A 25,128-nucleotide genomic window follows, 5' to 3' on the forward strand; every position below is an offset into this window, starting at 1 on the left:
CTCAACTGATGTCGAACAGTTTTTCGAAATTGGAAATGGCCAGAATCTTGCGAACGTCGGAACTGGCATGGACCACGCGCACGTCCGAGTCGTCCCCCCCGGCATGGTCACGCAGCAACAGCAGCATGCCCAGTGCAGAACTGTCCAGATAGGTGGCGTCCTTCAGGTCGACCACCACCGAGTCGGGCCTTTTAGGCTGGCGTTCGTAGGCATCACGGAATTCCTGATGCTTGCCGAAATCGAAACGCCCCTTGACCTTGATCGTGAGCTTTTTCCCGTCCTGCGAAAAATCAGTCTCGACTGCCATGCTAGCGATTCCTTCGATGATGGCGAATGCAACTCTTCAAGGTTTAGCAGCCCGCAGCCGGTCTAGCAAGGCAAGCCTGTACCGGCCTCTTCGCGGGCGCGCCCGCACAAGGAATACGCGATCTCCTGTGGGAGCGGGCGCGCCCGCGAAGAGGCCGGTACAGGTTAAAGATGGCCTTGTCGCGGCAAGCGCTGCGACAACTCGTCCAGCAACCGCTGCTCGCGTTTGTCTTCGGCCCGCCGCGCCTCGTCCATGTAACGTTGCACCAGCTTGCGCAGCCCTTCCACCCGGGCATAGGCCTGCTGCCAGGTGCCACGGGCATTCTTCAGGTTGTTCTCATGCCAGGCCAGGCTCTGCCGCTGCTGGGTCATGGCCGTTTCCAGCTGGGCCAGGAAGCGCTGGTAGTTGAGCAGCCAGCTGCCATTCACCCCCTGCCCGCCACGATTGATCCACTGCGCCTGGTACCCTTCACGGAATGATTCCAGCTCGGCCAGCTTGGCCTGGGCCTGAACCACCTGCTGCTGAAAGTGCCCCACACGCTGGGCGGCCTTGCGCTCAGCCTCTTCGGCCATGTCGACCACCGGGGCCAGGCGCGCGGCGCGACCGGGCAGGCTCATGGCCTATCAGCCCTTGGCCGGAGGCGTGAAGATCGCCCCCAGCTCGTCGCGGCTCTGGCCCATGCCGACATTCTCGTCCAGGCCCTGGCGCAGGAAGTCCACCAGCCTGGGCTGCAAGGCAATGGCCAGGTCGGTTTCCGGATCGCCGCCGGCGACATAGGCGCCCACGCTGATCAGGTCGCGGCTCTGGGACAAGCGCGACCACAGTTGCTTGAATTTCTGTGCCTGGCGCAAGTGGTCGGCATCCACCACCTGCGGCATGACCCGGCTGATCGAGGCCTCGATGTCGATGGCCGGGTAATGACCTTCCTCGGCCAGGCGCCGTGACAGCACGAAGTGGCCGTCGAGCACGCCCCGCGCCGAGTCGGCGATCGGGTCCTGCTGGTCGTCACCCTCGGACAACACGGTGTAGAACGCGGTGATCGAGCCACCGCCCGGCTCGCCGTTACCGGCGCGCTCCACCAGCTTGGGCAGCTTGGCAAACACCGACGGCGGGTAGCCGCGGGTGGCCGGCGGCTCGCCGATGGCCAGGGCAATTTCGCGCTGGGCCTGGGCGAAACGGGTCAGCGAGTCCATCAGCAGCAAGACGTTCTTGCCCTTGTCGCGGAAGTACTCGGCAATGCGCGTGCAGTACATGGCAGCGCGCAAGCGCATCAGCGGCGCATCGTCAGCGGGCGATGCCACTACCACCGAGCGCTTGAGCCCCTCCTCGCCGAGGATGTGCTCGATGAATTCCTTGACTTCGCGGCCCCGCTCACCAATCAGGCCGACCACGATGATGTCTGCTTCGGTGAAGCGGGTCATCATGCCCAGCAACACCGATTTACCCACACCGGTACCGGCGAACAGGCCCAGGCGCTGGCCGCGGCCGACGGTGAGCAGGCCGTTGATGCTGCGAATGCCCACATCCAGCGGCTTGCTGATCGGGTCTCGGTTGAGCGGGTTGATGACCGGGCCATCCATCGGCACCCAATCTTCGGCGCGCATGCCGCCCTTGCCGTCGAGGGCGCGCCCGGCACCGTCGAGCACCCGGCCGAGCATGCTCATGCCCATGGGCAGGCGGCCACTGTCGTCCAGCGGCACCACCCGCGCACCCGGCGCGATGCCGGCAATGCTGCCCACCGGCATCAGGAATACCTTGTTGCCGGCAAAGCCCATCACCTCGGCTTCGACCTGCACCGGGTGGTAGCTGTCGTCATTGATCACCAGGCAACGCCCGCCTACTGCGGCGCGCAAACCCTCGGCTTCAAGGGTGAGGCCGACCATGCGCAACAGGCGGCCTTCGACCACCGGCTGCACCGGCAGCTCGATCGCCTCGGCGTAACCACCGAGGCGCTTGCCGAAACTGGTGCGATCAAGGCGCATCGTGGGCGTCCAGTTCGACCGACATGTCCGCTGCCGCCGGGTGCAGGGCCTGGTCGTGCAGCTGGTCGAACAATTGCGCCACGGCTTTCTCGATGCGCGTTTCCATGGTCGCGTCGATGCGGCTGTGCAGGGTTTCGATCCGGCAGCCGCCTGGCAGCAGGGCTTCGTCTTCGAGCAACTTCCAGCTCTCCTCATGGCGCTCGCGCAAAGCCTTGGCCAGCTCGAAGTCCTGCGGGTTGAGGTAGATGCGGATGTTGTTGGCCCCCATCGGCAGCAGCTTCAGCGCCTCGCGCAACACCTGGGTGATCTGGCTGGAGTCGCTGCGCAGCTCCCGGCCGATGACCTGGCGCGCCATGTGCGCAACCAGATGCACCATGCTGCGCTCGATCTGGGTGTCCTGCTCGGCGATCGGCTCCAGCAAATGCCCCATCAGTTGCTCCAGGCTGGCCAACTTGACGGCGAGCGCTTCCTCGGCCTCCTGGCGTACCTTCAGCTGGGTGCTGTGAAAGCCCTCGCGCTCGCCGGTGGCAAAGCCTTCGTTATAGGCCTCCTGGCGGATCGCTTCGAGCTCTTCGAGGGTCAGCGGCTGGACTTCTTCCAGCGGGACTTCCTCGACCTCTTCCTCGATGACTTCCGGCTCTGGCTCGGGTTCCGGCTCAGGCTCCGGGTCGAAGCTGGGCAGCGCCCAGACATCGACGGCCTCGAGGTCGCGGGCACGGATCAGGTCGCTGGGGTGGGATTCTTTGGTGGGCATGTTCTCAGCTACTCATCTGCAAGCGACACGCCCTTGTAGGAGCGGCCTTGTGTCGCGAAAGGGCTGCAAGGCAGCCCCAGCAATCTATGCAACAACGCTGAAATCCTGGGGCTGCCTTGCAGCCCTTTCGCGACACAAGGCCGCTCCTACAGGGGCTCGCGTAGCCTGTGGATCAGATCATTTCCTCGGCACCCTTGCCGCCGAGCACGATCTCGCCGGCCTCGGCCATGCGGCGAGCGATGGTGAGGATTTCCTTCTGCGCCGTTTCCACGTCGCTGACGCGCACCGGGCCCTTGGCCTCGAGGTCGTCGCGCAGCAGCTCGGAGGCACGCTTGGACATGTTCTTGAAGATCTTGTCCTTGACCCGCTCGTCGGCGCCCTTGAGCGACACCACCAGCACGTCGGACGAGACTTCGCGCAGCAGCGCCTGGATGCCACGGTCGTCGACGTCGGCCAGGTTGTTGAAGACGAACATCAGGTCTTCGATCTGCTCCGACAGGTCGCTGTCGATTTCGCGGATCGCGTCCATCAGCGCACCTTCCACCGAGCTGTCGAGGAAGTTCATGATGTCGGCAGCACGCTTGATGCCGCCCAGGGTGGTGCGCGCTGCGTTGGAGTTGCCCGAGAACTGCTTCTCGAGGATCTGGTTCAGCTCCTTGAGCGCCGCCGGCTGCACAGTATTGAGCGACGACACGCGCAGGACGATGTCCAGGCGCACCTTGTGGTCGAAGTTGCTCAGCACTTCACCGGCCTGGTCGGGGTCGAGGTAGGCGACCACGATGGCCTGGATCTGCGGGTGCTCGTAGCGGATCACATCGGCCACGGCACGCGGCTCCATCCACTTGAGGCTGTCCAGGCCGCTGGTGTTGCCACCGAGCAGGATGCGGTCGACCAGGCCGTTGGCCTTGTCCTCACCCAGGGCCTGGTTGAGCATCTTGCGAATGTAGGCGTCAGAGCCCACGCCCAGGCTGGTCTGGTCGCCGACGATCTCGACGAACTCGCTCATCACCTGCTCGACCTGCTCGCGATGCACGGTGCCCATCTGCGCCATCGCCACACCGACCCGCTGCACTTCCTTCGGGCCCATGTGCCGCAGCACTTGTGCAGCATCGGTCTCACCGAGCGACAGCAGCAGGATCGCGGCCTTGTCGACGCGGCTCAGCTTGGCGGTAATGGCTCGATTGTCACTCATCGGCGTTGATCCACTCTTTGACGACCTGGGCTACGCGGCCCGGGTCTTCGGCCACCAGGCCCTTGATTGCGTTGAGCTGTGCTTCGTAACCCTCGGTCGGGCTCGGCAACAGAATGCTTGACGGGCCACCGAGGCTGACACGGTCGTTGGCCAGTTCGCCATCCAGACCGATCATCCCGCCCAGTTCCATGTCGCTGTCCGCAGCAGCCTGCTTGCCGCCACCGGTGATGTTGTTGAGTACCGGGCGCAGCACACCGAACACCAGCACCAGGATGAACAGCACACCCAGCACCTGCTTGACGATGTCCCAGAACCACGGTTGCTGGTAGAACGCGATATCGGCGATCTCTTCGCCACGGTCGGCGGCGAACGGCACGTTGATCACGGTCACGCTGTCGCCACGGCTGGCATCGAAGCCCACCGCGTCCTGCACCAGGCGCGTGAAGCGCGCCAGGTCTTCGGCCCCCCATGGGGCACGGCTGGTTTCGCCATTGGCATCGACCTTGACCTGGTCGTCGACCACCACCGCCACCGACAGGCGGGTCAGGCGACCTTGCTGCTGACGGGTGTGGCTGATCGAGCGATCCAGCTCGAAGTTCTTGGTGGTCTGCTCACGCTTGTCCGACGGGTACGGCGCGAGCATCGGCTGGCCGGTGGCCGGGTCCATGATCTGCTGGCCATTGGCATCCACCAGGGGCTGACCCGGCTGGATGGCAGCGGCCGGCGCGGCAGCGCCACCGGTGGTTTGCGGCGCCGACGCCGGGCCTGGCGGCTGGTTGCTCAGCGCGCCCGGCACGCCCTGCGGGCCCTGGCTGCTGGCACGTTGCTCGTTGACCGCCTGCTCGCTGCGCAGTGCCGGCTGGTCCGGGTTGAACTGCTCGGAGGTCGACTCGACCGCACTGAAATCCAGGTCGGCGGAAACCTCTGCCTTGTAGCGGTCATTGCCCAGCACCGGCTGCAGGATGTTATGTACACGCTGGGTCAGCATGCCTTCCATGCGGCGGCTGTAGTCGAACTGCTTGCCGGCCATGGTCAGTGCGGTGTCCTGCAACTGCTCGGAGAGCAGGTTGCCGCGCTGGTCGACCACGGTGACCTGCGACTTGTCCAGCTCGGGCACACTGGTGGCGACCAGGTTGACGATGGCCATGACCTGACCGGCTTCCAGCGAACGGCCCGGGTACAGCTCGACCAGCACCGAAGCGCTTGGCTTGCGTTCGTCACGCACGAACACCGAGCTTTTCGGGATCGCCAGGTGCACGCGGGCGGCCTTGACGTTGTTCAGGCTGGAAACGGTACGCGCCAACTCACCCTCCAGGCTGCGGCGATACCGGGTGGCTTCCATGAACTGGCTGGTGCCCAGCCCTTGCTCTTTGTCGAGCAGTTCGAAGCCGACATTGCCATCGCTCGGCGCAACGCCGGCCGCCGCCAGTTTCAGGCGCGCACGGGAGAGGTCGTCGGCCTTGACCAGCAGAGCACCGGAATTGGGCTCGACATGATAGGGAATGTCTGCAGAGGCCAGGGTATCCATGACCTGCTTGGTGTCCATGCCGGCCAGGCTGCCGTACAGCGGACGGTAATCCGGCTGCTGCGACCACAGCACCACGGCGAAGCCGATCGCCACGCTCGCCGCCAACCCGACCAGCAGGCCGACCTGACGCAGCATGGGCATCTGCGAGATGTTTTCCAGGAACGCCATGTTGAACCGCGCAGGCTTGGAACCTGGCGCACCGCTCTTGGCGGGGGCGTTATCGACGACTGCTTCAGCCATGACTTACTTCCGTCCTCAAACCGGCATCTGCATGATGTCCTGGTACGCCTGGACCAGCTTGTTGCGCACCTGGGTCAATGCCTGCATGGACACGCTGGCTTTCTGCGAGGCGATCATCACGTCAGTCAGGTCGACACCGCTCTTGCCGATCTCGAAGGCATTGGCGAGCTGGGTCGACGCCTGCTGGGTATCGTTGACCTTGCCGATGGCCTGGCCGAGCATGTCGGCAAAGGTGCTTTGGCCAGGCGCCAGCTCGGGAGCAGCGGTGGCTTTGGGCAACGACATGGCATCGGCCTGCATGGCCCGCATGTCCAACATCAGACGATTGAATTCAACACCTTGGCTCATGACCTTCTCTCTCCGGCGGCCGCATTTTTTTTGACACTCATGCGGCGGATAGCCCTGAACTAGCAACTCATGTGCCAGCCCGCACCGCAAACATATAAATGACTGTCTTCAGCCGAACAGACTGGCTTCTACATCGAGCCCGGCATCGCGCATCTGCGCCAGCTTGTAGCGCAAGGTACGCGGGCTGATGCCCAGCTTTTCGGCAGCTTCCTTGCGCCGCCCACGCTCGCTGCGCAAGGTGTCGATGATCATCTGGAATTCGTGGCGACGCATATCGTCGCCCAGGCCACCCGAGTCGGCCGCCACGTCCACGGATAATGGCGATGTAGTGGCCACCGTTCCACCTGACAATGGAATGGCGCCGGCCAGACAGAAATCCGCCGCCTCGATCAGCCCGCCCTGCTGCAAGATCAGCGCCCGCTGCAAGGCGTTGTCCAGCTCGCGTACGTTGCCCGGCCAGGCGTGCGCCTGCAGGCAGGCGCGCGCCTCGGCAGACAGCCGCACCGGCGCGTGCTTCATCTTCGCCACGTGGCGCGCCAGCAGGCGCTCGGCCAGCGGCAGGATATCGCCAGCACGCTCGCGCAGCGGTTGCCAGGCCAGCGGGAACACCGAAAGGCGGTAGTACAAGTCTTCGCGGAAGCGCCCCGCCGCCACCTCACCCGCCATGTCGCGGTTGCTGGTAGCCAGCACCCGGATGTCCAGGGCGATCGGCTTGCGCCCACCGACCCGCTCCACCTCGCGCTCCTGCAACACACGCAACAGCTTGGCCTGCAGCCCCAGGGGCATCTCGGAAATCTCGTCGAGCAGCAAGGTGCCGCCCTCGGCCTGCTCGAACTTGCCGGCCTGGGCAGCGATGGCGCCGGTGAAGGCGCCCTTCTCGTGGCCGAACAGCGTGGCCTCGAGCATGTTGTCCGGAATTGCCGCGCAGTTGATCGCAACGAATGGCTGCGCCGCCCGCGGCGACTGTTGATGGATGTAGCGCGCCAGCACTTCCTTGCCGGTACCCGACTCACCCGAGATGAGCACGGTCGAGTCACTGCGGGCCACGCGCGCAGCCAGTTCCAGCAGGTGTCGACTGGCAGCTTCGCAAGCCACCGGCCCCTCGTTGTCGATTGCCGTCAGGCGCCCGGCGGCGTGACGCTCGACCAAGCTCAGCAACGCCTTGGGCTCGAACGGCTTGACCAGGTAATCCGCTGCTCCTTGGCGCATGGCCTCAACGGCGCGCTCGACAGCCGCATGGGCAGTCATCAACAACACTGGCAACTGGGGATGGTGGCGTCGTAGCTGCGCGAGCAACTGATGCCCATCCATGCCTGGCATGTTCACGTCGCTGACCACCAGGCTGTAGGCCTCACCCGCCACGGCTTCCAGCGCTTCCTCTGCACTGCCGACCGCGTCGAAATCGAAACCGCCGATCTCCAGCGTATCGCCCAGCGCCTGGCGCAAAACGCGGTCGTCCTCGACCAGCAGCACCTTGATTGCCATCACACGACCTCCGTTGCCTGCCCGTCGATCAACGGCAGCTCAACCTTTACACAGGTGCCACGCCCGACTTTCGAGCGCAGCTGCAGCTTGCCCTGATGCGCACGCACCACGGCCTTGACCACCGCCAGCCCCAACCCGGTGCCGGTGGCCTTGGTGGTCAGGAAGGGTTCGCCCAGACGCTCCAGCAGCTGCGCATCGATACCACTGCCGGCATCGCTGATGTTCAAGTGCAGGGTGTGCTCACGACGGAACAGGTGCACCTTGAGCCGCGCCGGGCTGTCACTGGCCTGCAAGGCGTTCTCGACCAGGTTGAGCAAGGCGCCGACCAGGGTGTCGCGGTTGCACAGCAACTCACCCAGCTGGCTGTCGCACTGCCAGCGCACCGCATGCCCTTGCACGTGAGGCTGGGCAGCCTGCTGCAGGGCCTGGAACAGGCCCTTGGGGGTCAGGCGATCACCCAGCGGCAGCTCGCCACGGGCAAACACCAACATGTCACGCACCTGATGCTCCAGTTCGTGCAGGCGCTCCTTCAGGCTGCCGGCAAACCGCTGGCGGGTTTCTGGCGCAAGCTCGCGCTCAGCGTCAGCCAGATGGCTGGCATAGAGCATGGCCGCCGACAGCGGCGTGCGGATCTGATGCGCCAGCGAGGCGACCATGCGCCCCAGGGAAGACAGGCGCTCATGCCGGGCCAGCTGATCTTGCAGGCGACGGGTTTCAGTCAGATCGTTGAGCAACACCAGTTGGCCGGGTTCGGCATCCAGCGATCGCGTGGCAATGGACAGGCGACGACCATCACGCAGCGAGACCTCATGGCCGTCATCCTTGCGCGGGGCGAAGCTGCGGGCGATCACTTGGCGCCACAGCTGGCCGACCAGTGGCTCGCCGAGCAGTTCGCAGGCCGCCGGGTTGGCTTCACGCACCAGGCCCTGGTCATCAATCACGATCACCCCGCCCGGCAACAGGTCGAGCAGGTTCTGCAGGCGGTTGGCCAGGCGCTCCTTCTCGTTCAGTTCGGCCATGCGCTGCTGGCCGACCACCGCCAGCTCGCCCTTGAGCTCGCTGACGCGGGCTTCGAGCATGCTGTAGGACTGGTTGAGCTGGGTAGATACCTGATTGAACAGGGCGAATGCCTGCTCCAGCCCCTGTCGACTCTCCTGTTCGACCGGGGTACGCCCCTGCGGATCAGGGACTCGGGAAAAGTGGGCGGCCTGGGGCATCGTGCTCTCTCGCGTGGCTGACCGTCATAAAAACGGTGTGGTGCCAGCGGTGTAGCAATAGGCGTGCCGGGGATGGGGATTTGCTTCTGCAGGAATGGCCTCTTCGCGGGCAAGCCCGCTCCCACAGGGACTCCACAATGTTCGCCCTTGTGGTGATCCTGTGGGAGCGGGCTTGCCCGCGAAGAGGCCGGTACAGGCGGAATCAGTCTTCCGCCTGGTCCTCGCCGCCCTGGCGGCTCATGCCGTACTTGCGCATCTTCTCGACCAAGGTGGTGCGGCGAATGCGCAAACGTTCAGCCGCGCGCGCAACGATACCGTTGGCATCGTCCAGCGCCTGCTGGATCAGGCCCTGCTCAAGGCTGCCGAGGTAGTCCTTCAGGTCCAGGCCCTCTGGCGGCAACATCGCATGGTTGCTGAAGTTCGGCGTATGCCCGTTGATCGCCACGCGCTCTTCAAGGTCGCTGCGCAGGCTGTCGACCAGCTGCTCATCCTCGTCGTCGATATAGCGAAACTTCTTCGGCAGCTCCGACACCCCGATCACGCCGTACGGGTGCATGATCGCCATGCGCTCGACCAGGTTGGCCAGCTCGCGAACGTTGCCCGGCCAGCCGTGGCGGCACAGCGACATGATCGCCGCCGAGTTGAAGCGGATCGAACCGCGCTTCTCGTGCTCCATGCGCGAGATCAGCTCGTTCATCAGCAACGGGATGTCTTCCACCCGCTCGCGCAGTGGCGCCATCTCGATCGGGAACACATTGAGGCGGTAATACAGGTCTTCGCGGAACGTCCCGTCCTCGATCATGGTTTCGAGGTTCTTGTGGGTCGCGGCGATGATGCGCACGTCGATGCTCTGGGTCTTGTTGCTGCCCACGCGCTCGAAAGTGCGTTCCTGCAGCACACGCAGCAGCTTGACCTGCATCGGCAGCGGCATGTCGCCGATTTCGTCGAGGAACAGGGTACCGCCGTTGGCCAGTTCGAAGCGCCCGGCACGGCTGGTGATCGCACCGGTAAAGGCGCCCTTCTCGTGGCCGAACAGTTCGCTTTCCAGCAACTCGGCCGGGATCGCCCCGCAGTTGACCGGCACGAACGGCGCTTCGCGTCGCTTGGAATGGTAGTGCAGGTTGCGCGCCACCACTTCCTTGCCAGTGCCGGACTCACCGAGGATCAGCACGCTGGCGTCGGTATCGGCCACCTGCTGCATCATCTGCCGCACGTGCTGGATGGCACGGCTGGTGCCGACCAGGCTGCGGAACAGGTTGGGCTCGCGCTGACGACCGCGCTCACGGGCCTGGTCGTACATCTCGCGGTAGACCTGGGCACGGTGCAGCGAATCGAGCAGCTGGCTGTAGCTCGGCGGCATCTCGAGGTTGGACAGGACCCGACGGCGCAACTCTTCCGGGTAATCCGCAGAAGAAATTTCACCAATCAGCAGGACCGGAAGGAACTCATCCCACCCAGCCACTGTCTTAAGCAGCCCGAGGACACTGCCCGGGGCATTGACGGTACCGATCAGCACGCAGAGCACTTCACGACTCGAAGACAGGCTCCCTACGACCTGCTGCCAATCCTGGCTGGAGCATGGGAGGTTATCTTCGCCGAGAAAGTTCAGGACCACCGCCAGATCGCGGCGGCGGGCGCTGTCGTCATCGATCAGGAGAATCTTGGTTTCACGCCACATGCAATAGCAACTTCCCTAGTCATATCGGCGCCCTTCTCAGGGCATGCTCGACATCTCCGACTGAATGGTCAGTGTTCGGACGTCTGAAATTCGAAAACAGCCACTAGTAAAGTCAAAAAAAACCATGCAGTCAAATTAATGGCGCACGACTTTTTGCGAATCTGTGGTCAAGTGAACAGATGGTATACCTTGGCAGCACTTTTCGCCTGACGGATTTGCGTCATCTCGTCGACTATTGATTGACGCTCGCCACTTGCAACATCAATCAATTGCCCGTAGACCACCAGCAATTCCTCAAGACTCGCACGCACCGCTGCCTCATTGCTGAGCGCTTCGGCCAGCACATCTTCGACACAGACGCGGCACGCAAGGTCAAGCTCACCGACCGCCTGCCAGTCGCGGTTGGCTAACGCAGCCAGCAACTCGTCACGGGTCTGCTCGATACGCTCGATCACCTTGCTCATAAACCCTCCTACTGCGCAGCGATCGCGTCCCAGCCTTCCTTGACAGTGAGCAGCAGGTCCCTGACCTCGTCGAGGATTGCCGGATCGTTCTTCATGTTGGCCTCGCTCAGGCGGCGCGTCATGTACAGGTAGAGGCCGTCGAGACGATCGAGCTCGTCGGTCATGTTGTCGCGATCCAGGCCATCACGCAGCCCACCGATGATGCCGATGGCCTTGCCGATCGCGATACCCTTGCCGGCGATATCCTTGCGCTGCATCGCACCGCTTGCCTGTGCAATGCGGTCCAGGCCGCCCTCCATCAGCAGCTGCACCAGACGATGCGGGCTCGCCTCGGAGGTCTGCGCCTGGGCGCCAATCTTCTGATACTGCCGAAGGGCTAACATTGGATTCATGGGTACCTCGTCACCACGGGGGTTGCTGTATGACCGGGCTATCGGCGCGGCGTCAAAAAACTTTAGCGAGCATACAAAAAGCCCGACGGAGCGTCACGCTTCGTCGAGCTTTTGGCGTTGGCCTTTCAACCTCTAGCGGCACCACCTTGGGCGATGCAAGGCCGATCAGGCCCTATGCCGGTCAGGAGTTCTTCTGCTGGGCCGCCATGGCCTCGAAAATGGACGTCACGGTGTCGCGCTGGGAGTTCAGCTGGCCGACCAGGGTGTCCATGTTGTTGTACTTCTTGGTCAGCGAAGCTTCGAGGTCCTTGATCCGCGCATCGAGGGCGGTCTGCTCCAACTCCAGCGACTTCTTCGCCGACTCCAGCGACTTGTTGCGGGTATCCAGCACACCGCCACTCGCCGAATAAGGCTCCATGGCCTTGGTCATGCGATCCAGCAGACCGCCATCACCGTTGAACAGCTCCTGCACCTCGCCACCGAGCTTCTGATCGGTAATGGCCTTGGTGAACTTGGTACTGTCGAATTCCAGCATGCCGCTGGCCTGGGAAGTATTGATACCCAGCTGCGACAGCACGGTCAGCTGCCCGGAACCCGAGGTCGACGGAACCACCAGCTCATTGCGCAGCGCAGTCAGCATGCCGCTCACTGCAGAGTCACCCGCCAGCGCCGGGGTACTCCAGGTACCATCGGCGCCCTGCACGGCCTTGCTGACACTGTTTATGTTCAGCACCAGCGAGTTATAGGCGTCAACGAAAGACTGCAGGGAGGTCTTCAGGCCATCGGTATTGGCGGCCACGCCAATTGATACCGACGAGTTGGTGTCGGTCTTGGCCAGCAGCTCGAAGGTCATGCCACTGATCGCGTTGTCGACTTTGTTCGACTTGCTGGTGAGCGCCATGCCATCGATGTTGAACTCGGCGTCCTTGGCCAGATCGCCAATGCGCCCGGCGCCACCGGCAGCGGTCATTTCGGCAGCCGGGCTGATGGTCATTACACCAGAGACGGAGATGTCCGAGTCCTTGCCCATGGTGTCGGAGCTCAACACCAGGCGCGAACCCTGCCCATCGTTGACGATGTTGGCAGTGAAACCCTTGGAAGTGGCTTGGGCGTTGATGGCATCACGGGTCTGCTGCAGCGTGGCACCGGCCGGGATGGTGACATCGACGCTGGCGCCGTTCTGGGTCAGGGTCAGGGTACCGCCACTGGCGGATACCACCGAGCTGCTGTCGGTGTAACGATCACTGGCCACCCGCGAGGCGGTGGCCAGTTGCGAGACCTGCACCGAATAGCTGCCATTGACCGCCGAGCTGCCAGCAGTGGCCTTGACCGTCTTGTCGTTGGAGCTGGTAGCCACCGACCCCAGGAATGCTGGGTTGTCGCTACTGTTGAGCTTGTCCAGCACAGACTTGAAGGCCGACAACGCACTCTTGATACCACCCACCGCCGAAATCGACGCGGTGTTGGCCGAGGTACGGCGGTCGAGCTGGCTCTGCTTGGGGGTTTTCTCGGCATCAACCAGGGCCTTCACAATGGCCGTAGTATCGAGACCGGAACCCAGCCCCAAACTCGGTAGAATTGGACTTGCCATTACAAACTCCTTATCTGGTTAACGCCAACAAGCTCAACCGCCCCTGCAACGGAGGGGGGCGAATTGGTCGGCCAGCCGTCAGGCCTTGATATCGAAAAGCACGCTGTTGGCATCCTGCAGGCTGCGGGCCAACTCCAGCGCGGTTTCCGAGGGGATCTGGCGAATCACTTCACCGCTGTCGCGGGCGACCACCTTGACGATCCACGTGCCGGTGGAATCATCCACCGAAAATTCCAGGTTGCGCTGCAACGACTGGACGAAATCCTGTATTTCCTTCACGGCCGAGTGTAGCTCGGCCTCGCTACCGGGGGCAGTAGCGTCTTGTAGCTGCGATGCGTCGCGGACCTGGCCGAAGGCCTTGAGCGCTGCATCATCCTTGTGCAGGTTGCCGGCGACCGACGACACCGGATACGACGGGCTCGACTTTACGCTTATGTCCATCGTGCATCACCTCTGAAATTAAAAAGCGAGAGAGTGCGCAGGCACCCTCTCGCTGATCGCATCGCGCTATTACTGAAGCAGTTTCAGTACGGCGGATGGCAGTTGGTTGGCCTGGGCCAGAACTGCGGTCGAAGCTTGCTGCAGGGTCTGCTGCTTGGTCAGCTGAGCGGTTTCTGCGGCGAAGTCGGTGTCTTGAACGCGACCCATGGCGGCAGCCGAGTTCTCGTTCATGCTTTGCAGGTTGTTGATGGTCGACTGGAAGCGGTTCTGGATGGCACCCAGGTCCGACTTGGTGTCGTTCACGGTTTGCAGAGCAGTGTCGATTGCGTCGATTGCAGCGTCAGCCGCGGTGTGCACAGCGGCGTCGGTGGTACCCGAAATCGCCAGGGTACCAGTGCCAACACCCAGGGTCGAAGCTGCGAACGAGGTGCTCAGGGAAACGGTCAGGGTCTGGCTGGTACCAGTCATCGCGCCAACCTGGAACTCCATGTCGCCAGCCGAACCGTCCAGCAGTTGCTTGCTGGTACCGTAGGTGGTGGACGAAGCGATACGGGTGATTTCGTCGGACTTGGCAGCGAACTCTTTGTTCAGAGCGGCGCGTTCAGTGGTGCCGTTCGAGTCGTTTCGAGCTTGCAGAGCCAGCTCACGCATACGCTGCAGGATGTTGGTGACTTCCGACAGAGCGCCTTCAGCGGTCTGGGTGATCGAGTTACCGTCGTTGGCGTTCTTGATGGCAACGGTGGTACCGGTGACCATGGTCTGCAGCTTGGTGGCGATCTGCTGACCGGCGGCGTCGTCCTTGGCGCTGTTGATGCGCAGGCCCGAGGACAGACGGGTCATCGAAGTGCCCAGAGCGTCGGAAGCTTTGTTCAGGTTCTTCTGCACGCCCAGCGAAGTGGTGTTGGTGTTTACGGTTAATGCCATGACGAATTCCTCGTTGGATGGATACTGCGGCTTCCGGCCCTGGCATCCGCCGGGTGTGGCCTAGAGAACCTTCGTAATGGTTATCGTCGGTTTTGCAAGTTGCTTTAGGGGTTTTCCAAAAAAAAATGCCATCACCGCGCCACCCCTTGTAAACCGGGCCTTGCAGCCGTGTCCTGCGACGCGACGGCCGCAGGCGGAATGTGATGCAGATCACATTTCGATGCGAGGGGCCTGCTCGATCAGGTGCCGCAGTTCGTACTCGAGGTAGTCGGCGAGCGACAGCCAGTCCTGGCGCTGCTGCGCGGCGAGCATGGCCTGCAGCACCGCCGCCCCCGCCTGGGGTTCGACATGCGGCATTGCCACATCGAACAGCTCGACCATGCGCAGCGCCCCCTCCACATCCCGCCCCAGGCGGAACAGCGCAGCGCATTCACAGGCCGCACTCACTTGGCTGGCAGCGTTCATTGGCAGTACTCCGGAGCGTAAGTGGTGCCGGCGATCAGCGCGCCCGCCCGGCTGGTGTTGTAGAAGCGCACCTGGGGATGATGCGCGATGAACCGCTCCAGCTCGATCAGGTAACTGCGGAAGTTCAGCTGGGTGCGCACCCGCTGGCCATGGCCATCCAGCACCCAGTGCCGGGACGCCGAGATTGCCGGGCCGAGCACACCATCACCCCAGCCGGTGTGGGTACGGTCGCCAGGGAAGGCGAAATCTGCTCCGAAGAAGGTGATAGTGCCCGCCCCCATTTTTACCGCCAGGTCCGTCGCCGGATGAATCACGCTGCCGCCCACGAACAGTTCGGCACGCGGTATCGCTTCACGCACCCGGGCATACAGGGCACTGCCGGAATAGGCGCTGTAGCGCGGCCCGCGCCAGTGGCCGAGCAGCTCGATATCCAGCATCGGCATATACACCAGGGCGGTTGCCGCCGAATCATCCGGCGGCAAGTGATGGATGCGGATCTTGTGGTCAACGCTGACCACGATGTCCGGCTGGATGCCGGCGCGCAGCAGCGGCAGGTAGGCGGTGTCGACGCAGATGAACAAAGGCCGCTCGGCTTGCGCACGAACGCTTGCCAGGGCCGGCAGGTGCCCGGCAAGGCTCGGCCCCGTGGCGATCACGTAGCAGTCACGCCCGGCCTGGGTGGCGAACAGCGCAGCCACGTCAGGATCCTGGCGCAGTAGCGGCAGGCTGTCTTCGAGCAGTTGCTGCAGGCCCGCGTCGGCCACGTCGAAGGCGCGGTTGTTGTCTGCCAGGTGCGCTTCGCTGATCAGCCGATCGCGAATCCTGGCATTGAAGTCATCGGCCAGTACCAGCTCCGAGGGCAAGGCGAAGAACGGCAGGGCGATTTCCCCGCCGTCACCGGCGCAAGCCAGCTCGACCCGGGGATCGGCCAGCCAGTCGGACTGGTCCAGCAGTTGCAGCACCAGGTGGAACAAGGCGTTATTGAGCAAGTACACCCGCAGCCGCACAAGGCCTGGCCGCTCCAGCAGCACGCGCTGCAGATCGCCCAGGCCGGCACCGTAGAGATGAAGGGTGGAACTGTCCGAAGGCAGGCTCTGTGCCTGCAGGCGCGCTTCTGCGAGACGGTCGTGGCGGCTGGTGAGCTGGATGCCGGAGACGCTGAGGGTCGACCCCAGGCCTTCCACCAACTCGACCTCGAGGGCCTCACCCGCCTCGTTCTGCAGGCGCTCCAGCAGCGCCGGCCAGCGGCGCTGCAGCACTTCAACGTTGCGCTGGAAAAACTCGCTCATGGGTTGAGCTTCCCTTACCTGCGAAACGCCGAAGGTTAACCTAATGGCGGCGGTTATTCAGCTTTGTAGAGAATCGCCGAGCCCCACGACAGGCCGACACCGAAGCCGCTGATAGCCACACGCTTCCAGCTACCGTCGAACATGTGCTTCTGCAACAGCAGCGGAACACTGGAAGAAACGGTGTTGCCGGTCTCCAGCATGTCCTTGACGAACTTGTCGGCCTGGGATTTTTCCGGGTCTTCCTCGAAGCGCCGCGCCACGGCATCGACGATCGCCGCGCTGCCTTGGTGGATGCAGAAGGCGTCGATGTCCTTGTTCTCCAGGCCCGACTCGCCCAGCAGTTCATGCAGGTGCGCCGGCACCTTGACCAAGGCAAAGTTGAACACCTGGCGGCCGTTCATGTAGAACTCGCCATCGGTCACCTTGAGGTGCGGTGCGCCGGCGCCGTCGGTGCCGAACTTGGACTTGCCCAGTTGCCAAGTGGCATCTTCGCCCATCCAGGTAGCGGTGGCGGCGTCGCCGAACAGCATGGTGGTGTTGCGGTCTTCGGGGTTGACGATCTTGGAATACGGGTCAGCGGTCACCAGCAGGCCGTTCTTCAGGCCAGTGGCCTCCATGAAGCCCTTGAGCGCATAGATGCCATAGACGTAGCCGGAGCAACCCAGGGAAATGTCGAAGGCCGCGACGTGGGTCGGCAGGCCGAGCTTGTGCTGGACGATGGCAGCGGTGTGCGGCAAGCCTTCCTCGTCGCCATTCTGGGTAACGACGATCAGCGCGTCGATCGACTCGCGCTTGAGTTGCGGGTTGGCCGCGAACAGGTTGTTGACCGCCTCCACGCACAGGTCGGAAGTTTCCTGCTCGGCATCTTTGCGCGGCAGGAAGCTCGCGCCGATCTTGCCGAACATGAACTCTTCGTCCTTGCCGAATTTCGCGCCTTGCACATAGTTGTCCAGGCCGGAAGCGGGCACATAGCTCGCGATGCTTTTAATGCCGATCATCATGGCTTCCCAAAAAATAACAGCTCGATACCGCCGCCCGGATGACTCGGGCAGCGCCAGAATAACGGGATCTGCTGGCGGGTAGACCGGCCAGCAGGGGGAGCAGGCAAACGACGGTTGGCGCGCCGGCCCCATTAACGGTTACAGAGGGAGATGCACGCTCTGACCGATAGGTCACGAATATTTCGAGACAATCGCACATTTTGCCTGGGTGCGTCACCTCGACATTACGCTTGCCCGCTCACGCATTCCGGGAATCAGGCCCCGTTTGGGTTGCACTTCAGTCGAGCAGCGGCCAATCCAGCGCCGTACCACGTTTGAGCGGCTGCCGGGCCTTGCGCCCAAGCACCGCATCGATATGCCCTGGCGCCAGCCCCAGGCCCGGACGGATGGCGCGCACATTGCTGCGGTCGAAGACCTCGCCAGCGGCCATGTCGCGCACCACATACAGCGAGCGGCGGAAGCGCCGCGAAGCCTGCTCGGCCGGGGTCGCGCCATAGTGCACACGCCCCAGTGCCTGCCAGCCACGCTCGGTTTCCTGCACCAGCGCGGCCATCTCTGCGGGTTCCAGGGAGAACGTCGCATCCACCCCACCCTCGCTGCGGTCGAGCGTGAAATGTTTTTCCACCACCGTCGCCCCCAGGGCCACCGCCGCCACGGCCACGCCGACACCCAGCGAGTGATCCGACAGCCCGACCTGGCAACCGAACAGCTCGCGCATGTGCGGGATGGTCAGCACATTGCTGTTGTGCGGGCTCGCCGGGTAGGTGCTGGTGCACTTGAGCAGCACCAGGTCGCGACACCCTGCCTCCCGCGCCGCCTGAACGGTACGCTCGAGTTCCGCCAGGCTGGCCATGCCGGTCGAGATGATCAGCGGCTTGCCGGTGGCCGCCACCTTGCGAATCAGTGGCAGGTCGGTGTTCTCGAAGCTGGCGATCTTGTAGGCCGGTACATCCAGGCTTTCCAGGAAGTCCACCGAGGTTTCGTCAAAGGGCGTGGAAAACACCAGCATGCCCAGCTCACGGGCACGCTCGAAGAGGGGTCGATGCCACTCCCAAGGGGTATGGGCCTTCTGGTAAAGCGCGTAGAGCGACGAGCCCTGCCAGAGGCTGTCCGGGTCGGCAATGAAGAACTCGCCGTGGGCCAGGTCCAGGGTCATGGTGTCGGCGGTATAGGTCTGCAACTTCAGTGCATGGGCACCGGCAGCTGCGGCCGCTTCGACGATCTCCAGGGCGCGCGCCAGCGATTGGTTGTGATTGCCGCTCATCTCCGCGATCACCAGCGGTGGCTGGTCCGCGCCGACAAGGCGATGGCCGATGTTGAAACTGTTCATGGGCTACTCCTGGAAAACCCGCTCGAACGAGCACGGCGACTGCACGAAGCCGGCACTCGCGAATAATTGCAATGACGCCTGATTGTCCGGCAGCACCTGGGCCTCGATCGCCTGCAGGTCCGGCCATTGTTGGCGCGCGCAGGCCTCGCCGCGGGCGAGCAGGGCCCTGCCCCAGCCCAGCCCGAACCGCCCGGCAAAGAGGTACAGCGACACTCGCGCACGCTGCCCCGGCAAGCGGTCGTAGCGCACGCTGCCGACCGCTCCATCGGCGGTCTCGGCGATCAGCAGCAGCCGCTGCCGGTCTGCCAAGGTCGCGGCCAGCCAGGCTTGATGCTCGGGCCAGTACAGCGCCTGCCCCTGCTGCGAACGACGCCGTACTTCGGGTGCATTGCGGCCTTCGAACAACAGCCGTGCGTCCTCATTACGGGCCGGGCGCAGTACCAGGTGCTCGCCCAGCAGGGCCACCGCCACTCGCTGCGCACCACGGCCATCGACCAGGGTTCGACTGCGCTCGGCGAAACTCTGGCGCAGCCCCTGGTTACCCAACAGCAAGGCGATCGCCTGGCGCAACGCTGGCACGTCGACCTGCCGGGCATCGCCCAGGTAAAGGTGCATGCCCGCCCGGGCCATGGCCTGGGCAGCGGCCTGCTGGTTGTCCGCCACGCTCACGCACACGCACGGCAAACCCAGCGCGGCGCGCTCCCAGGTGGTGCCGCCAGCAGCGCCGATGAACAGGTCTGCCGCCGCCATCCGCGCCGGCATGTCATCGACATAGTCATGCAGCTCCCAACCCTCGCGCCCGGCGCACAGCTGGACCAGCACATCGTTCTGGGCGCTCCCGAGCCCGGCGATGCAAGTCACCTGCAGCCCTTCCAGCCCGGCCAGTGCCTGCAAGGTGCGCGGCAACATGCCAGCCACATCGAACCCCCCGAAGCTGACCAGCACCCGTCGCGCGTGCTGAGGCGGCGTAATCGGCGGCCTCTGGAACGCTGGCCGCACCAGCGCATAGCGTGGCCCCAGCAAACGCCGACAGGCCGCTGTCAGGCGGGACGCGTAGCGCGCCTCGCTGGCGCCGAAATTCTGATCCAGCAGCAAGTCGGCCGCATGATCACGGTCAGCCAGGTCGTCGATCACTGCGATACGCCGGGCGAATGCCCGGGCAGCCTGCTCCCAGCGCGCATCCAGGGCGTAATGATCGACGATCACCCAGTCGAACTCGGCATTCGCCGGCAACACGGCGCGCAGTGCGGCGATGTCCGCCGCCCAGCGCTCGCTGCATGACGTACGCTCGGGCAGTGGCCAGGCAAAGACCTCGAAGCCCTCCTGCTCGATGGCCGCCCGGCGGTGGCCTTCAAGCAGGCAACAAGCAAAACTGACCTGCGCCCCCTGCGCACGCAGCGCCTGGGCCAGGGTCAGGCAACGCGCCGTATGACCGATACCGATGGACGAAGATGCGTCAGCCCGCACCAGCACCTTCATGAGTCCAGTTCCCCTCCGGCCTTGAGCGCGGCGTACAGGTACTGCGCACGCAGCCAGTCGTCCTCGGTATCGATGTCCTGCACCAGATGCCGAGGGATGATCACTGGCAAACTGCGTTCGGAATAAAGCACCTCGTTTTGCAACCAGGCCTCCACCCGCCCCCAGTAGAACTGGCCGGCATCCTGGTAGGCCGGTGCGAGGTCCTGCGAGCGGGTCTCGCGGAACTGCGGGTTCAGAGGCACCAGCGCGCCCTCGGCGTCCAGCGTCAGCGCCCGCTGCACCGGGAAGCCGAAACCGCTTACCGAAAAGGCGAAAGCGCGCTCGGGGTGCTGGCGCAGCAGTGCCAGCCCCTCGTGCAGGAAGCGCTGCTGCAGGAAAGGCGCGGTGGCATAGATGCAACAGGCATGGGTCAGCACCTGGCCTTGGCTGGTCAGTACTTCCAGAGCGTGGCTGACCACCGCATGGGTGGTCGCATGGTCGTCGGCCAGGTGTGCAGGGCGGCGAAATGGCACCTGCGCACCATGCTCCCTGGCTATAGCCTCGATATCCGCATCGTCCGTGCTCACCACCACCTGATCGAACAAGCCACTGGCCAGTGCCGCGCGAATCGAGTGGACAATGATCGGCAGCCCGGCAAAGGTCTTGAGGTTCTTGCTCGGGATCCGTTTGCTGCCACCACGGGCCGGGATGATCGCGACGTTGATGTCCCTGTGCTCGGTCATGTCAGGAGCCCGCGCAGGCTGTCGACCACATGATCCTGCTGAGCCTCGGTCAGGCCCGGATACATCGGCAGGCTAAGGGCGCCTGCGTAATAGGCCTCGGCCTGGGGGAAGTCCCCAGGCTTGAAACCCAGCTCGCGATAATAGGGCTGCAAGTGGATAGGAATGTAATGCAGATTGACCCCGACTCCCGCTGCCCGCATCCCGTCGAAGACCTCCCTGTGCGAGCGCTGCATGTGAGCGCCCTGCAGCCGCACCACAAACAGGTGCCAGGCGGATTCGGCCTCCGGCTGGGGCGCCTGCAGGCGCAGCGGCAGGCTCGTGAGCAGCGTCTGGTAGCGGGCAGCCAGCGCCCGACGGCGATCAAGGAACTCATCCAGCCGCGCCAGTTGGGAAAGCCCCAAGGCAGCCTGCAGATCAGTGATGCGGTAGTTGAAGCCCAGTTCGAGCTGCTGGTAATACCAGGCGCCGTGGCTCTCTTCGGTCATCTGGCTGGAGTCACGGGTCACGCCGTGACTGCGCAGCAAGCGCAAGCGCTGGGCGAGGTCGGCACGGTGGGTAAGGACCATGCCGCCTTCGGCCGAGGTAATGATTTTCACCGGGTGAAAACTGAACACCGTCATGTCGGCAAACTCGCCATTGCCGACGGCCACACCCGCATAACGCGCACCGACCGCGTGGGCCGCATCTTCGATCAAGGTGAAGCCATACTGGCGGGCCAGCGCCTTGATCGAACGCATGTCGGCGCTCTGCCCGGCGAATGCCACGGCAACCACCACCTTGGGCAGGCGCCCTTGGCGCGCGGCCTGTTCGAGTTTCAGCGCAAGGGCTGCGGCATCGAGGGTCAAGGTATGCGGGTCGATGTCGACGAAATCGACGCTGGCGCCGCAGTAGCGCCCACAGTTCGCCGATGCGACGAAACTGATCGGGGACGTCCACAGCCAATCCCCACTACCCAGCCCTGCGGCCAGGCATGCCAGGTGCAGGCCGGCGGTGGCGTTGCACACTGCCACTGCGTGGCGTGCGCCACAGCGCTGGGCAATGGCCTGCTCGAAGCGCTCGATCAGCGGTCCCTGGGTCAACCAGTCGGACTGCAGCACCTCGACGACCGCGCTGATGTCAGACTGATCGATACTCTGCCGGGCATAAGGAATCACGCCAGCATCCCTGTGTGCGGGATGGTTGGCTGGCCCTCGAAGCAGGAGGTGGAAATGGACTTGTCGTCGAACATACGTCGATCCTAGGGGCGACGCCATCGACTGGCGACGGCGCCCGGTTGCGGGGTGAGGCCGACGCGCAGCCTACAAATTTCTGACTCGCGCGCGTTGTATCCCTGCTCGAAGCAAGATACAGGCCAGCCCCGCCACCTAACGCTTCAGCCGATCAGGCCGGCCCAGTCCAACGCCGCCTTGCCCGGGGCCAGTACTTGGCCATGGGCAGCGCCCGGCCACTGCGCCGACCATTTGGCGCGCAGGGCCGCCAACGCCGACGGGTCCGTGGCCAGCACCCCGGAATGAATGATCTGCACCTGCGGGGTCCAGACCGTCAGCAGGCCGGCTGCAGCTGCTTTCAGGCACAGGTCGACATCGCCAAAGGCCTGGGCGAAGGCGGTTTCATCCAGGCCTTCCAGGGCCTGGTACACCTCGCGACGGACCATCAGGCAGCTCGCCGAGACGGCCGGGCGGTTCTGCTCGACGGCCAGGCAATTCAGGTAACCCAGTGCATTGCCCGCCTCACCGGCGTACGCAGGGGTGACGCCGAAGTCGGCATCCAGCAGCAAGCCGGCCTGGGTAAGCTTGCCGTCAGCACTCTGCAGCTTGCCGCCGACCACGCCCACCTCCGGGCGCTGCGCCTGGTTCAGCAGCGCCTCGATCCAGTTGGCGTTGACCACCTCGGCATCGGCCGCCAGCAGCACCAGGTAATCGCCCTTGGCCTCGGCACTGGCGGCGTTGCACAACGCCGCCGGGCTGAGGCGCTCGGCGCTTTGCAGCACGCGCACCTTGCCGCCATCGCGCTGTTGTTGCGCCAGCCATTCGAGCAGTTGCGGCGACTGGCTGGCGTTGTCGGCGATCAGCACTTCGTAGCGCGCATAGCGGGTTCGCTGCAGGATGCTCTTCAGGCAGCGCTGCAGCGCGTCCAGGTTGTCCTGGCTGCGCAGCAGGATGCTCACCAGCGGCCGTTCGACGTGCCGATAGTCGATACGCAATGTGCCGGCCAGCGGCGCACTGACCTGGGCCCTGTAACCGCGGGCCGCCAGGTGCCGGACCAAGGCCTGGCGAGCCTGTTCGCTTGCCGTGGCCTGCGGCGCCAGGGTAATCAGCAACGGCTCGTCAAGGTGGGCCAGGCCGTTGAGGCCGCCGCGCTCGATCAGGCGCAGCAGCAGGTCGAATTCAAGGGCATCTGCGTACTGTTTGTCGAAGCCCCCCGCCTCCACCAGCACCTCACGACGCAGCAACCAATGGCGCGCCATCAGCCCGGGGTTGGTCTGCAGCAGGTCCAGGTTGACGCCCGGACGCAGCAGCTCACGCCAGGTGCCATCGGCCTGCTGCTGAATCTCGTCGACCGCGACCGCACGGCATTCCGGCGCGTTGAGCAGTTCGAGGCCGGCACGCAACAGGCCAGTGGCGGTGAATTGATCTCCGGCCTCGGCCAGCAGCAGCCATTCACAAGAGGTCTGCCGGGCGATCTGGTTGATCCGCTCGACATAGTCGTCACGGCTGACCTTGATGAAATGCAGAGTGTTGTGCAGCGAGGTGGCCATCGGCGGCTCACCCGTGGTGAACACCATGATGCGGAACGCCTTGCTCAGGCCGCCGACCAGGCTGTCGAACGTCTCCTGCAGCGCGGCCTGGTTGTTCTCCAGGTCCAGCAGCAGGATGCCGAATTGCGGCCCGCCCTGGTGCAACGCCAGGTGCTCGGCGATTGCGCCTTGCGCCGCAGCGTCCGGCTTGCGGGCCTCCAGCCAGTCGAGCAGACGCCCCGAGCGCATGCTGCCCAGCAGTTCGCGGCCGCGCTGATGCGGTACGCCTTCCAGGCGCTCCAGCCAGGCGAACATCGCCTCGCTGTCCTTGGCCTCGCCCCTGTCGCGCAACTGCTCGGCGAGGCCGCGCACCACCTCGCGGTTGAAGCCGCTGCGCTTCAACGCATCCCACAGACGGGACCAGACCGTCCCCGGGGTGTCGTGCGCCTGCGCCTGCAACAGTTGCTCCTGGCGCAGCAGCAACGGTTCCAGCTGCTGCAACTGCACGCGCCCGGCCGGCATGGCATGGATCAGGAATTCGAGCGAGGTCAGCAAATCGAAGAACGCCTGGTTGTAGAACGGCATTTCGACGTACTGGGACCGCTCGAAGCTGCGCACCGGTGGTTTCAGCGGGTCGAGCCAGCTCGACGTCCAGAGCAGTTCCAGGGTCAGCGCTCGCCCCGCGAACAAGCCCTCGGCCATGGCGGCGAAGCTGTCCAGGGCCAACTGGCGCCGCTGCCCATGATCCAGCCCTTCGATGGCGCTCGGCAGGCCGGCGAGGAAGTCAGCGAACTGTTCGCGCTCAGCCACTGACTTGGGGTCGGTGAAGGCCAGCACATGGATGACCTCGGTATTGTGGTCGGAAACACCGTAGTTGGTTTCACGCACGGCATAGGCGATCGGCAGCACCCGCGCCTTGGCGTTGGTCAGCAGGAAGTACACATGGCCGATTTCCTGCCACTCGAAGCTGGTGCCCTCGGGCAGCAATTCGAACCACTGGCGCAACAGCGCGGTGCGGGTGACGGCAAAGAACGGCGGCAGGAACTCGCCCATGTAATCCAGCAAGCGCTGTTCAGCCTGCGGGGCGTTGTAGTCCTCACTGACCTTCTTGTTGCGCCGGTAGTAGTTCACCCGCGTGGCTTCGGCCAGGTAGTTCAGGCAGTAGCCATGGCACATGCCGTAGTCAGGGTTGGCGTCAAGAAAGTCCAGCGACTGGTTCAGCCCGTCGAACAGCAGGAAGTCGTCATCGGCGGCAAAGGCCATGAACGGCGTGCTCACCCGGTTCACGCCATAGGTCAGCTTGGCCTGGAAGCCCAGGTAGGAAAACTGCGGCAGGTGCAGGTATTCGACGCCCGGGTACCGGGCTGCCACGGCCTCGGCCGATTCGGTCGAGGAATCCAGCACGAGGATCGAGCACGGGTAGTCACTGTAGTACTGCAGCGTGCGCTGCAGAAACGCCGGCCGGTTGTGCGTCATCAGTACCAGCGTGAACCGCTCGCGCAGCGTGGCTGCCTGGTCTGCCGCGAAATTGCCTTGCATAGTCTTCACCACCATTGGCGTTG

General features: G+C 64.1%; 23 protein-coding genes. All 23 read right to left on the minus strand.

The window, feature by feature from the left end:
- Position 1: 1 nt before the first annotated feature.
- Positions 2–307, minus strand: coding sequence for an STAS domain-containing protein (locus N430_RS10570; protein WP_110636523.1), 306 nt, complete (start codon positions 305–307; stop codon positions 2–4).
- 164 nt (positions 308–471) lie between these two features.
- Positions 472–924 carry a flagellar export protein FliJ gene (gene fliJ / locus N430_RS10575; protein WP_054887153.1) on the minus strand — a complete coding sequence of 151 codons (453 nt, stop codon included), beginning with the start codon at positions 922–924 and terminating at the stop codon, positions 472–474.
- Between the two features lie 6 nt (positions 925–930).
- Entirely contained in the window at positions 931–2,289 is a 1,359-nt protein-coding gene (gene fliI / locus N430_RS10580) for a flagellar protein export ATPase FliI (RefSeq protein WP_110636520.1), read from the minus strand.
- Positions 2,279–3,043: a flagellar assembly protein FliH gene (fliH, locus tag N430_RS10585; protein ID WP_110636518.1), complete on the minus strand. Its 765-nt coding sequence runs from the start codon at positions 3,041–3,043 to the stop codon at positions 2,279–2,281. Before fliH ends, fliI begins: the two co-directional genes overlap by 11 nt.
- Before the next feature lie 172 nt (positions 3,044–3,215).
- Complete coding sequence (gene fliG, locus N430_RS10590) at positions 3,216–4,235, minus strand: flagellar motor switch protein FliG (RefSeq protein ID WP_054887156.1); 1,020 nt, start codon at positions 4,233–4,235, stop codon at positions 3,216–3,218.
- The gene (gene fliF / locus N430_RS10595; RefSeq protein ID WP_110636515.1) at positions 4,228–6,003 is read right to left on the minus strand and encodes a flagellar basal-body MS-ring/collar protein FliF; all 1,776 of its coding nucleotides are present in this window, start codon (positions 6,001–6,003) and stop codon (positions 4,228–4,230) included. Before fliF ends, fliG begins: the two co-directional genes overlap by 8 nt.
- Before the next feature lie 15 nt (positions 6,004–6,018).
- Positions 6,019–6,351, minus strand: coding sequence for a flagellar hook-basal body complex protein FliE (gene fliE / locus N430_RS10600; RefSeq protein WP_110636512.1), 333 nt, complete (start codon positions 6,349–6,351; stop codon positions 6,019–6,021).
- 108 nt (positions 6,352–6,459) lie between these two features.
- The gene (locus N430_RS10605) at positions 6,460–7,836 is read right to left on the minus strand and encodes a sigma-54 dependent transcriptional regulator (RefSeq protein ID WP_110636509.1); all 1,377 of its coding nucleotides are present in this window, start codon (positions 7,834–7,836) and stop codon (positions 6,460–6,462) included.
- Positions 7,836–9,053: a PAS domain-containing sensor histidine kinase gene (locus tag N430_RS10610; RefSeq protein WP_110636505.1), complete on the minus strand. Its 1,218-nt coding sequence runs from the start codon at positions 9,051–9,053 to the stop codon at positions 7,836–7,838. Before N430_RS10610 ends, N430_RS10605 begins: the two co-directional genes overlap by 1 nt.
- Positions 9,054–9,255: 202 nt before the next feature.
- A complete protein-coding gene (fleQ, locus tag N430_RS10615; protein WP_110636502.1) occupies positions 9,256–10,731 on the minus strand; it encodes a transcriptional regulator FleQ in 1,476 nt (491 codons plus the stop codon).
- A gap of 167 nt (positions 10,732–10,898) precedes the next feature.
- Positions 10,899–11,195, minus strand: coding sequence for a flagellar protein FliT (locus N430_RS10620; RefSeq protein ID WP_110636499.1), 297 nt, complete (start codon positions 11,193–11,195; stop codon positions 10,899–10,901).
- A gap of 8 nt (positions 11,196–11,203) precedes the next feature.
- Positions 11,204–11,587 carry a flagellar export chaperone FliS gene (fliS, locus tag N430_RS10625; RefSeq protein ID WP_110636496.1) on the minus strand — a complete coding sequence of 128 codons (384 nt, stop codon included), beginning with the start codon at positions 11,585–11,587 and terminating at the stop codon, positions 11,204–11,206.
- A 181-nt stretch (positions 11,588–11,768) separates the two neighbouring features.
- Positions 11,769–13,178, minus strand: coding sequence for a flagellar filament capping protein FliD (gene fliD / locus N430_RS10630; RefSeq protein WP_110636493.1), 1,410 nt, complete (start codon positions 13,176–13,178; stop codon positions 11,769–11,771).
- A gap of 78 nt (positions 13,179–13,256) precedes the next feature.
- Positions 13,257–13,619, minus strand: a complete 363-nt coding sequence (locus N430_RS10635; protein WP_110636490.1) for a flagellar protein FlaG — start codon at positions 13,617–13,619, stop codon at positions 13,257–13,259.
- Positions 13,620–13,688: 69 nt separating this feature from the next.
- Entirely contained in the window at positions 13,689–14,543 is an 855-nt protein-coding gene (locus N430_RS10640) for a flagellin domain-containing protein (RefSeq protein WP_110636487.1), read from the minus strand.
- 210 nt (positions 14,544–14,753) lie between these two features.
- On the minus strand, positions 14,754–15,008 hold the full coding sequence (locus tag N430_RS10645) for a hypothetical protein (RefSeq protein ID WP_110636484.1): 255 nt from the start codon (positions 15,006–15,008) through the stop codon (positions 14,754–14,756).
- Positions 15,005–16,297, minus strand: coding sequence for a motility associated factor glycosyltransferase family protein (locus tag N430_RS10650; protein WP_110636481.1), 1,293 nt, complete (start codon positions 16,295–16,297; stop codon positions 15,005–15,007). The genes N430_RS10645 and N430_RS10650 overlap by 4 nt, the downstream gene beginning before the upstream one ends.
- 53 nt (positions 16,298–16,350) lie before the next feature.
- The gene (locus N430_RS10655; protein ID WP_110636811.1) at positions 16,351–17,295 is read right to left on the minus strand and encodes a ketoacyl-ACP synthase III; all 945 of its coding nucleotides are present in this window, start codon (positions 17,293–17,295) and stop codon (positions 16,351–16,353) included.
- A 280-nt stretch (positions 17,296–17,575) separates the two neighbouring features.
- Positions 17,576–18,628 (minus strand): pseudaminic acid synthase, encoded by a 1,053-nt coding sequence (pseI, locus tag N430_RS10660; RefSeq protein WP_110636478.1) that lies wholly within the window; start codon positions 18,626–18,628, stop codon positions 17,576–17,578.
- A 3-nt stretch (positions 18,629–18,631) separates the two neighbouring features.
- Positions 18,632–20,107, minus strand: a complete 1,476-nt coding sequence (gene pseG / locus N430_RS10665) for a UDP-2,4-diacetamido-2,4,6-trideoxy-beta-L-altropyranose hydrolase (RefSeq protein ID WP_110636475.1) — start codon at positions 20,105–20,107, stop codon at positions 18,632–18,634.
- Complete coding sequence (gene pseF, locus N430_RS10670) at positions 20,104–20,829, minus strand: pseudaminic acid cytidylyltransferase (protein ID WP_110636472.1); 726 nt, start codon at positions 20,827–20,829, stop codon at positions 20,104–20,106. Before pseF ends, pseG begins: the two co-directional genes overlap by 4 nt.
- Positions 20,826–21,983, minus strand: coding sequence for a UDP-4-amino-4,6-dideoxy-N-acetyl-beta-L-altrosamine transaminase (gene pseC / locus N430_RS10675; protein WP_110636469.1), 1,158 nt, complete (start codon positions 21,981–21,983; stop codon positions 20,826–20,828). Before pseC ends, pseF begins: the two co-directional genes overlap by 4 nt.
- Before the next feature lie 218 nt (positions 21,984–22,201).
- Positions 22,202–25,105: a TIGR00180 family glycosyltransferase gene (locus N430_RS10680; protein ID WP_110636466.1), complete on the minus strand. Its 2,904-nt coding sequence runs from the start codon at positions 25,103–25,105 to the stop codon at positions 22,202–22,204.
- Positions 25,106–25,128: the final 23 nt, after the last annotated feature.

The organism is Pseudomonas sp. CC120222-01a (assembly GCF_003097235.1).
Lineage (GTDB): Bacteria > Pseudomonadota > Gammaproteobacteria > Pseudomonadales > Pseudomonadaceae > Aquipseudomonas.

Coding starts and splice junctions, on each gene's coding strand:
- N430_RS10610 (WP_110636505.1), bottom strand. CDS start 9,053: ATGCCCCAGGCCGCCCACTTTTCCCGAGTCCCTGATCCGCAGGGGCGT.
- N430_RS10640 (WP_110636487.1), bottom strand. CDS start 14,543: ATGGCATTAACCGTAAACACCAACACCACTTCGCTGGGCGTGCAGAAG.
- fliD (WP_110636493.1), bottom strand. CDS start 13,178: ATGGCAAGTCCAATTCTACCGAGTTTGGGGCTGGGTTCCGGTCTCGAT.
- N430_RS10570 (WP_110636523.1), bottom strand. CDS start 307: ATGGCAGTCGAGACTGATTTTTCGCAGGACGGGAAAAAGCTCACGATC.
- fliF (WP_110636515.1), bottom strand. CDS start 6,003: ATGGCTGAAGCAGTCGTCGATAACGCCCCCGCCAAGAGCGGTGCGCCA.
- N430_RS10650 (WP_110636481.1), bottom strand. CDS start 16,297: ATGAGCGAGTTTTTCCAGCGCAACGTTGAAGTGCTGCAGCGCCGCTGG.
- N430_RS10620 (WP_110636499.1), bottom strand. CDS start 11,195: ATGAGCAAGGTGATCGAGCGTATCGAGCAGACCCGTGACGAGTTGCTG.
- N430_RS10680 (WP_110636466.1), bottom strand. CDS start 25,105: ATGCAAGGCAATTTCGCGGCAGACCAGGCAGCCACGCTGCGCGAGCGG.
- fleQ (WP_110636502.1), bottom strand. CDS start 10,731: ATGTGGCGTGAAACCAAGATTCTCCTGATCGATGACGACAGCGCCCGC.
- fliS (WP_110636496.1), bottom strand. CDS start 11,587: ATGAATCCAATGTTAGCCCTTCGGCAGTATCAGAAGATTGGCGCCCAG.
- pseG (WP_110636475.1), bottom strand. CDS start 20,107: ATGAAGGTGCTGGTGCGGGCTGACGCATCTTCGTCCATCGGTATCGGT.
- fliH (WP_110636518.1), bottom strand. CDS start 3,043: ATGCCCACCAAAGAATCCCACCCCAGCGACCTGATCCGTGCCCGCGAC.
- fliE (WP_110636512.1), bottom strand. CDS start 6,351: ATGAGCCAAGGTGTTGAATTCAATCGTCTGATGTTGGACATGCGGGCC.
- fliI (WP_110636520.1), bottom strand. CDS start 2,289: ATGCGCCTTGATCGCACCAGTTTCGGCAAGCGCCTCGGTGGTTACGCC.
- N430_RS10635 (WP_110636490.1), bottom strand. CDS start 13,619: ATGGACATAAGCGTAAAGTCGAGCCCGTCGTATCCGGTGTCGTCGGTC.
- pseF (WP_110636472.1), bottom strand. CDS start 20,829: ATGACCGAGCACAGGGACATCAACGTCGCGATCATCCCGGCCCGTGGT.
- fliJ (WP_054887153.1), bottom strand. CDS start 924: ATGAGCCTGCCCGGTCGCGCCGCGCGCCTGGCCCCGGTGGTCGACATG.
- N430_RS10605 (WP_110636509.1), bottom strand. CDS start 7,836: ATGGCAATCAAGGTGCTGCTGGTCGAGGACGACCGCGTTTTGCGCCAG.
- fliG (WP_054887156.1), bottom strand. CDS start 4,235: ATGAGTGACAATCGAGCCATTACCGCCAAGCTGAGCCGCGTCGACAAG.
- N430_RS10655 (WP_110636811.1), bottom strand. CDS start 17,295: ATGATCGGCATTAAAAGCATCGCGAGCTATGTGCCCGCTTCCGGCCTG.
- N430_RS10645 (WP_110636484.1), bottom strand. CDS start 15,008: ATGAACGCTGCCAGCCAAGTGAGTGCGGCCTGTGAATGCGCTGCGCTG.
- pseI (WP_110636478.1), bottom strand. CDS start 18,628: ATGAACAGTTTCAACATCGGCCATCGCCTTGTCGGCGCGGACCAGCCA.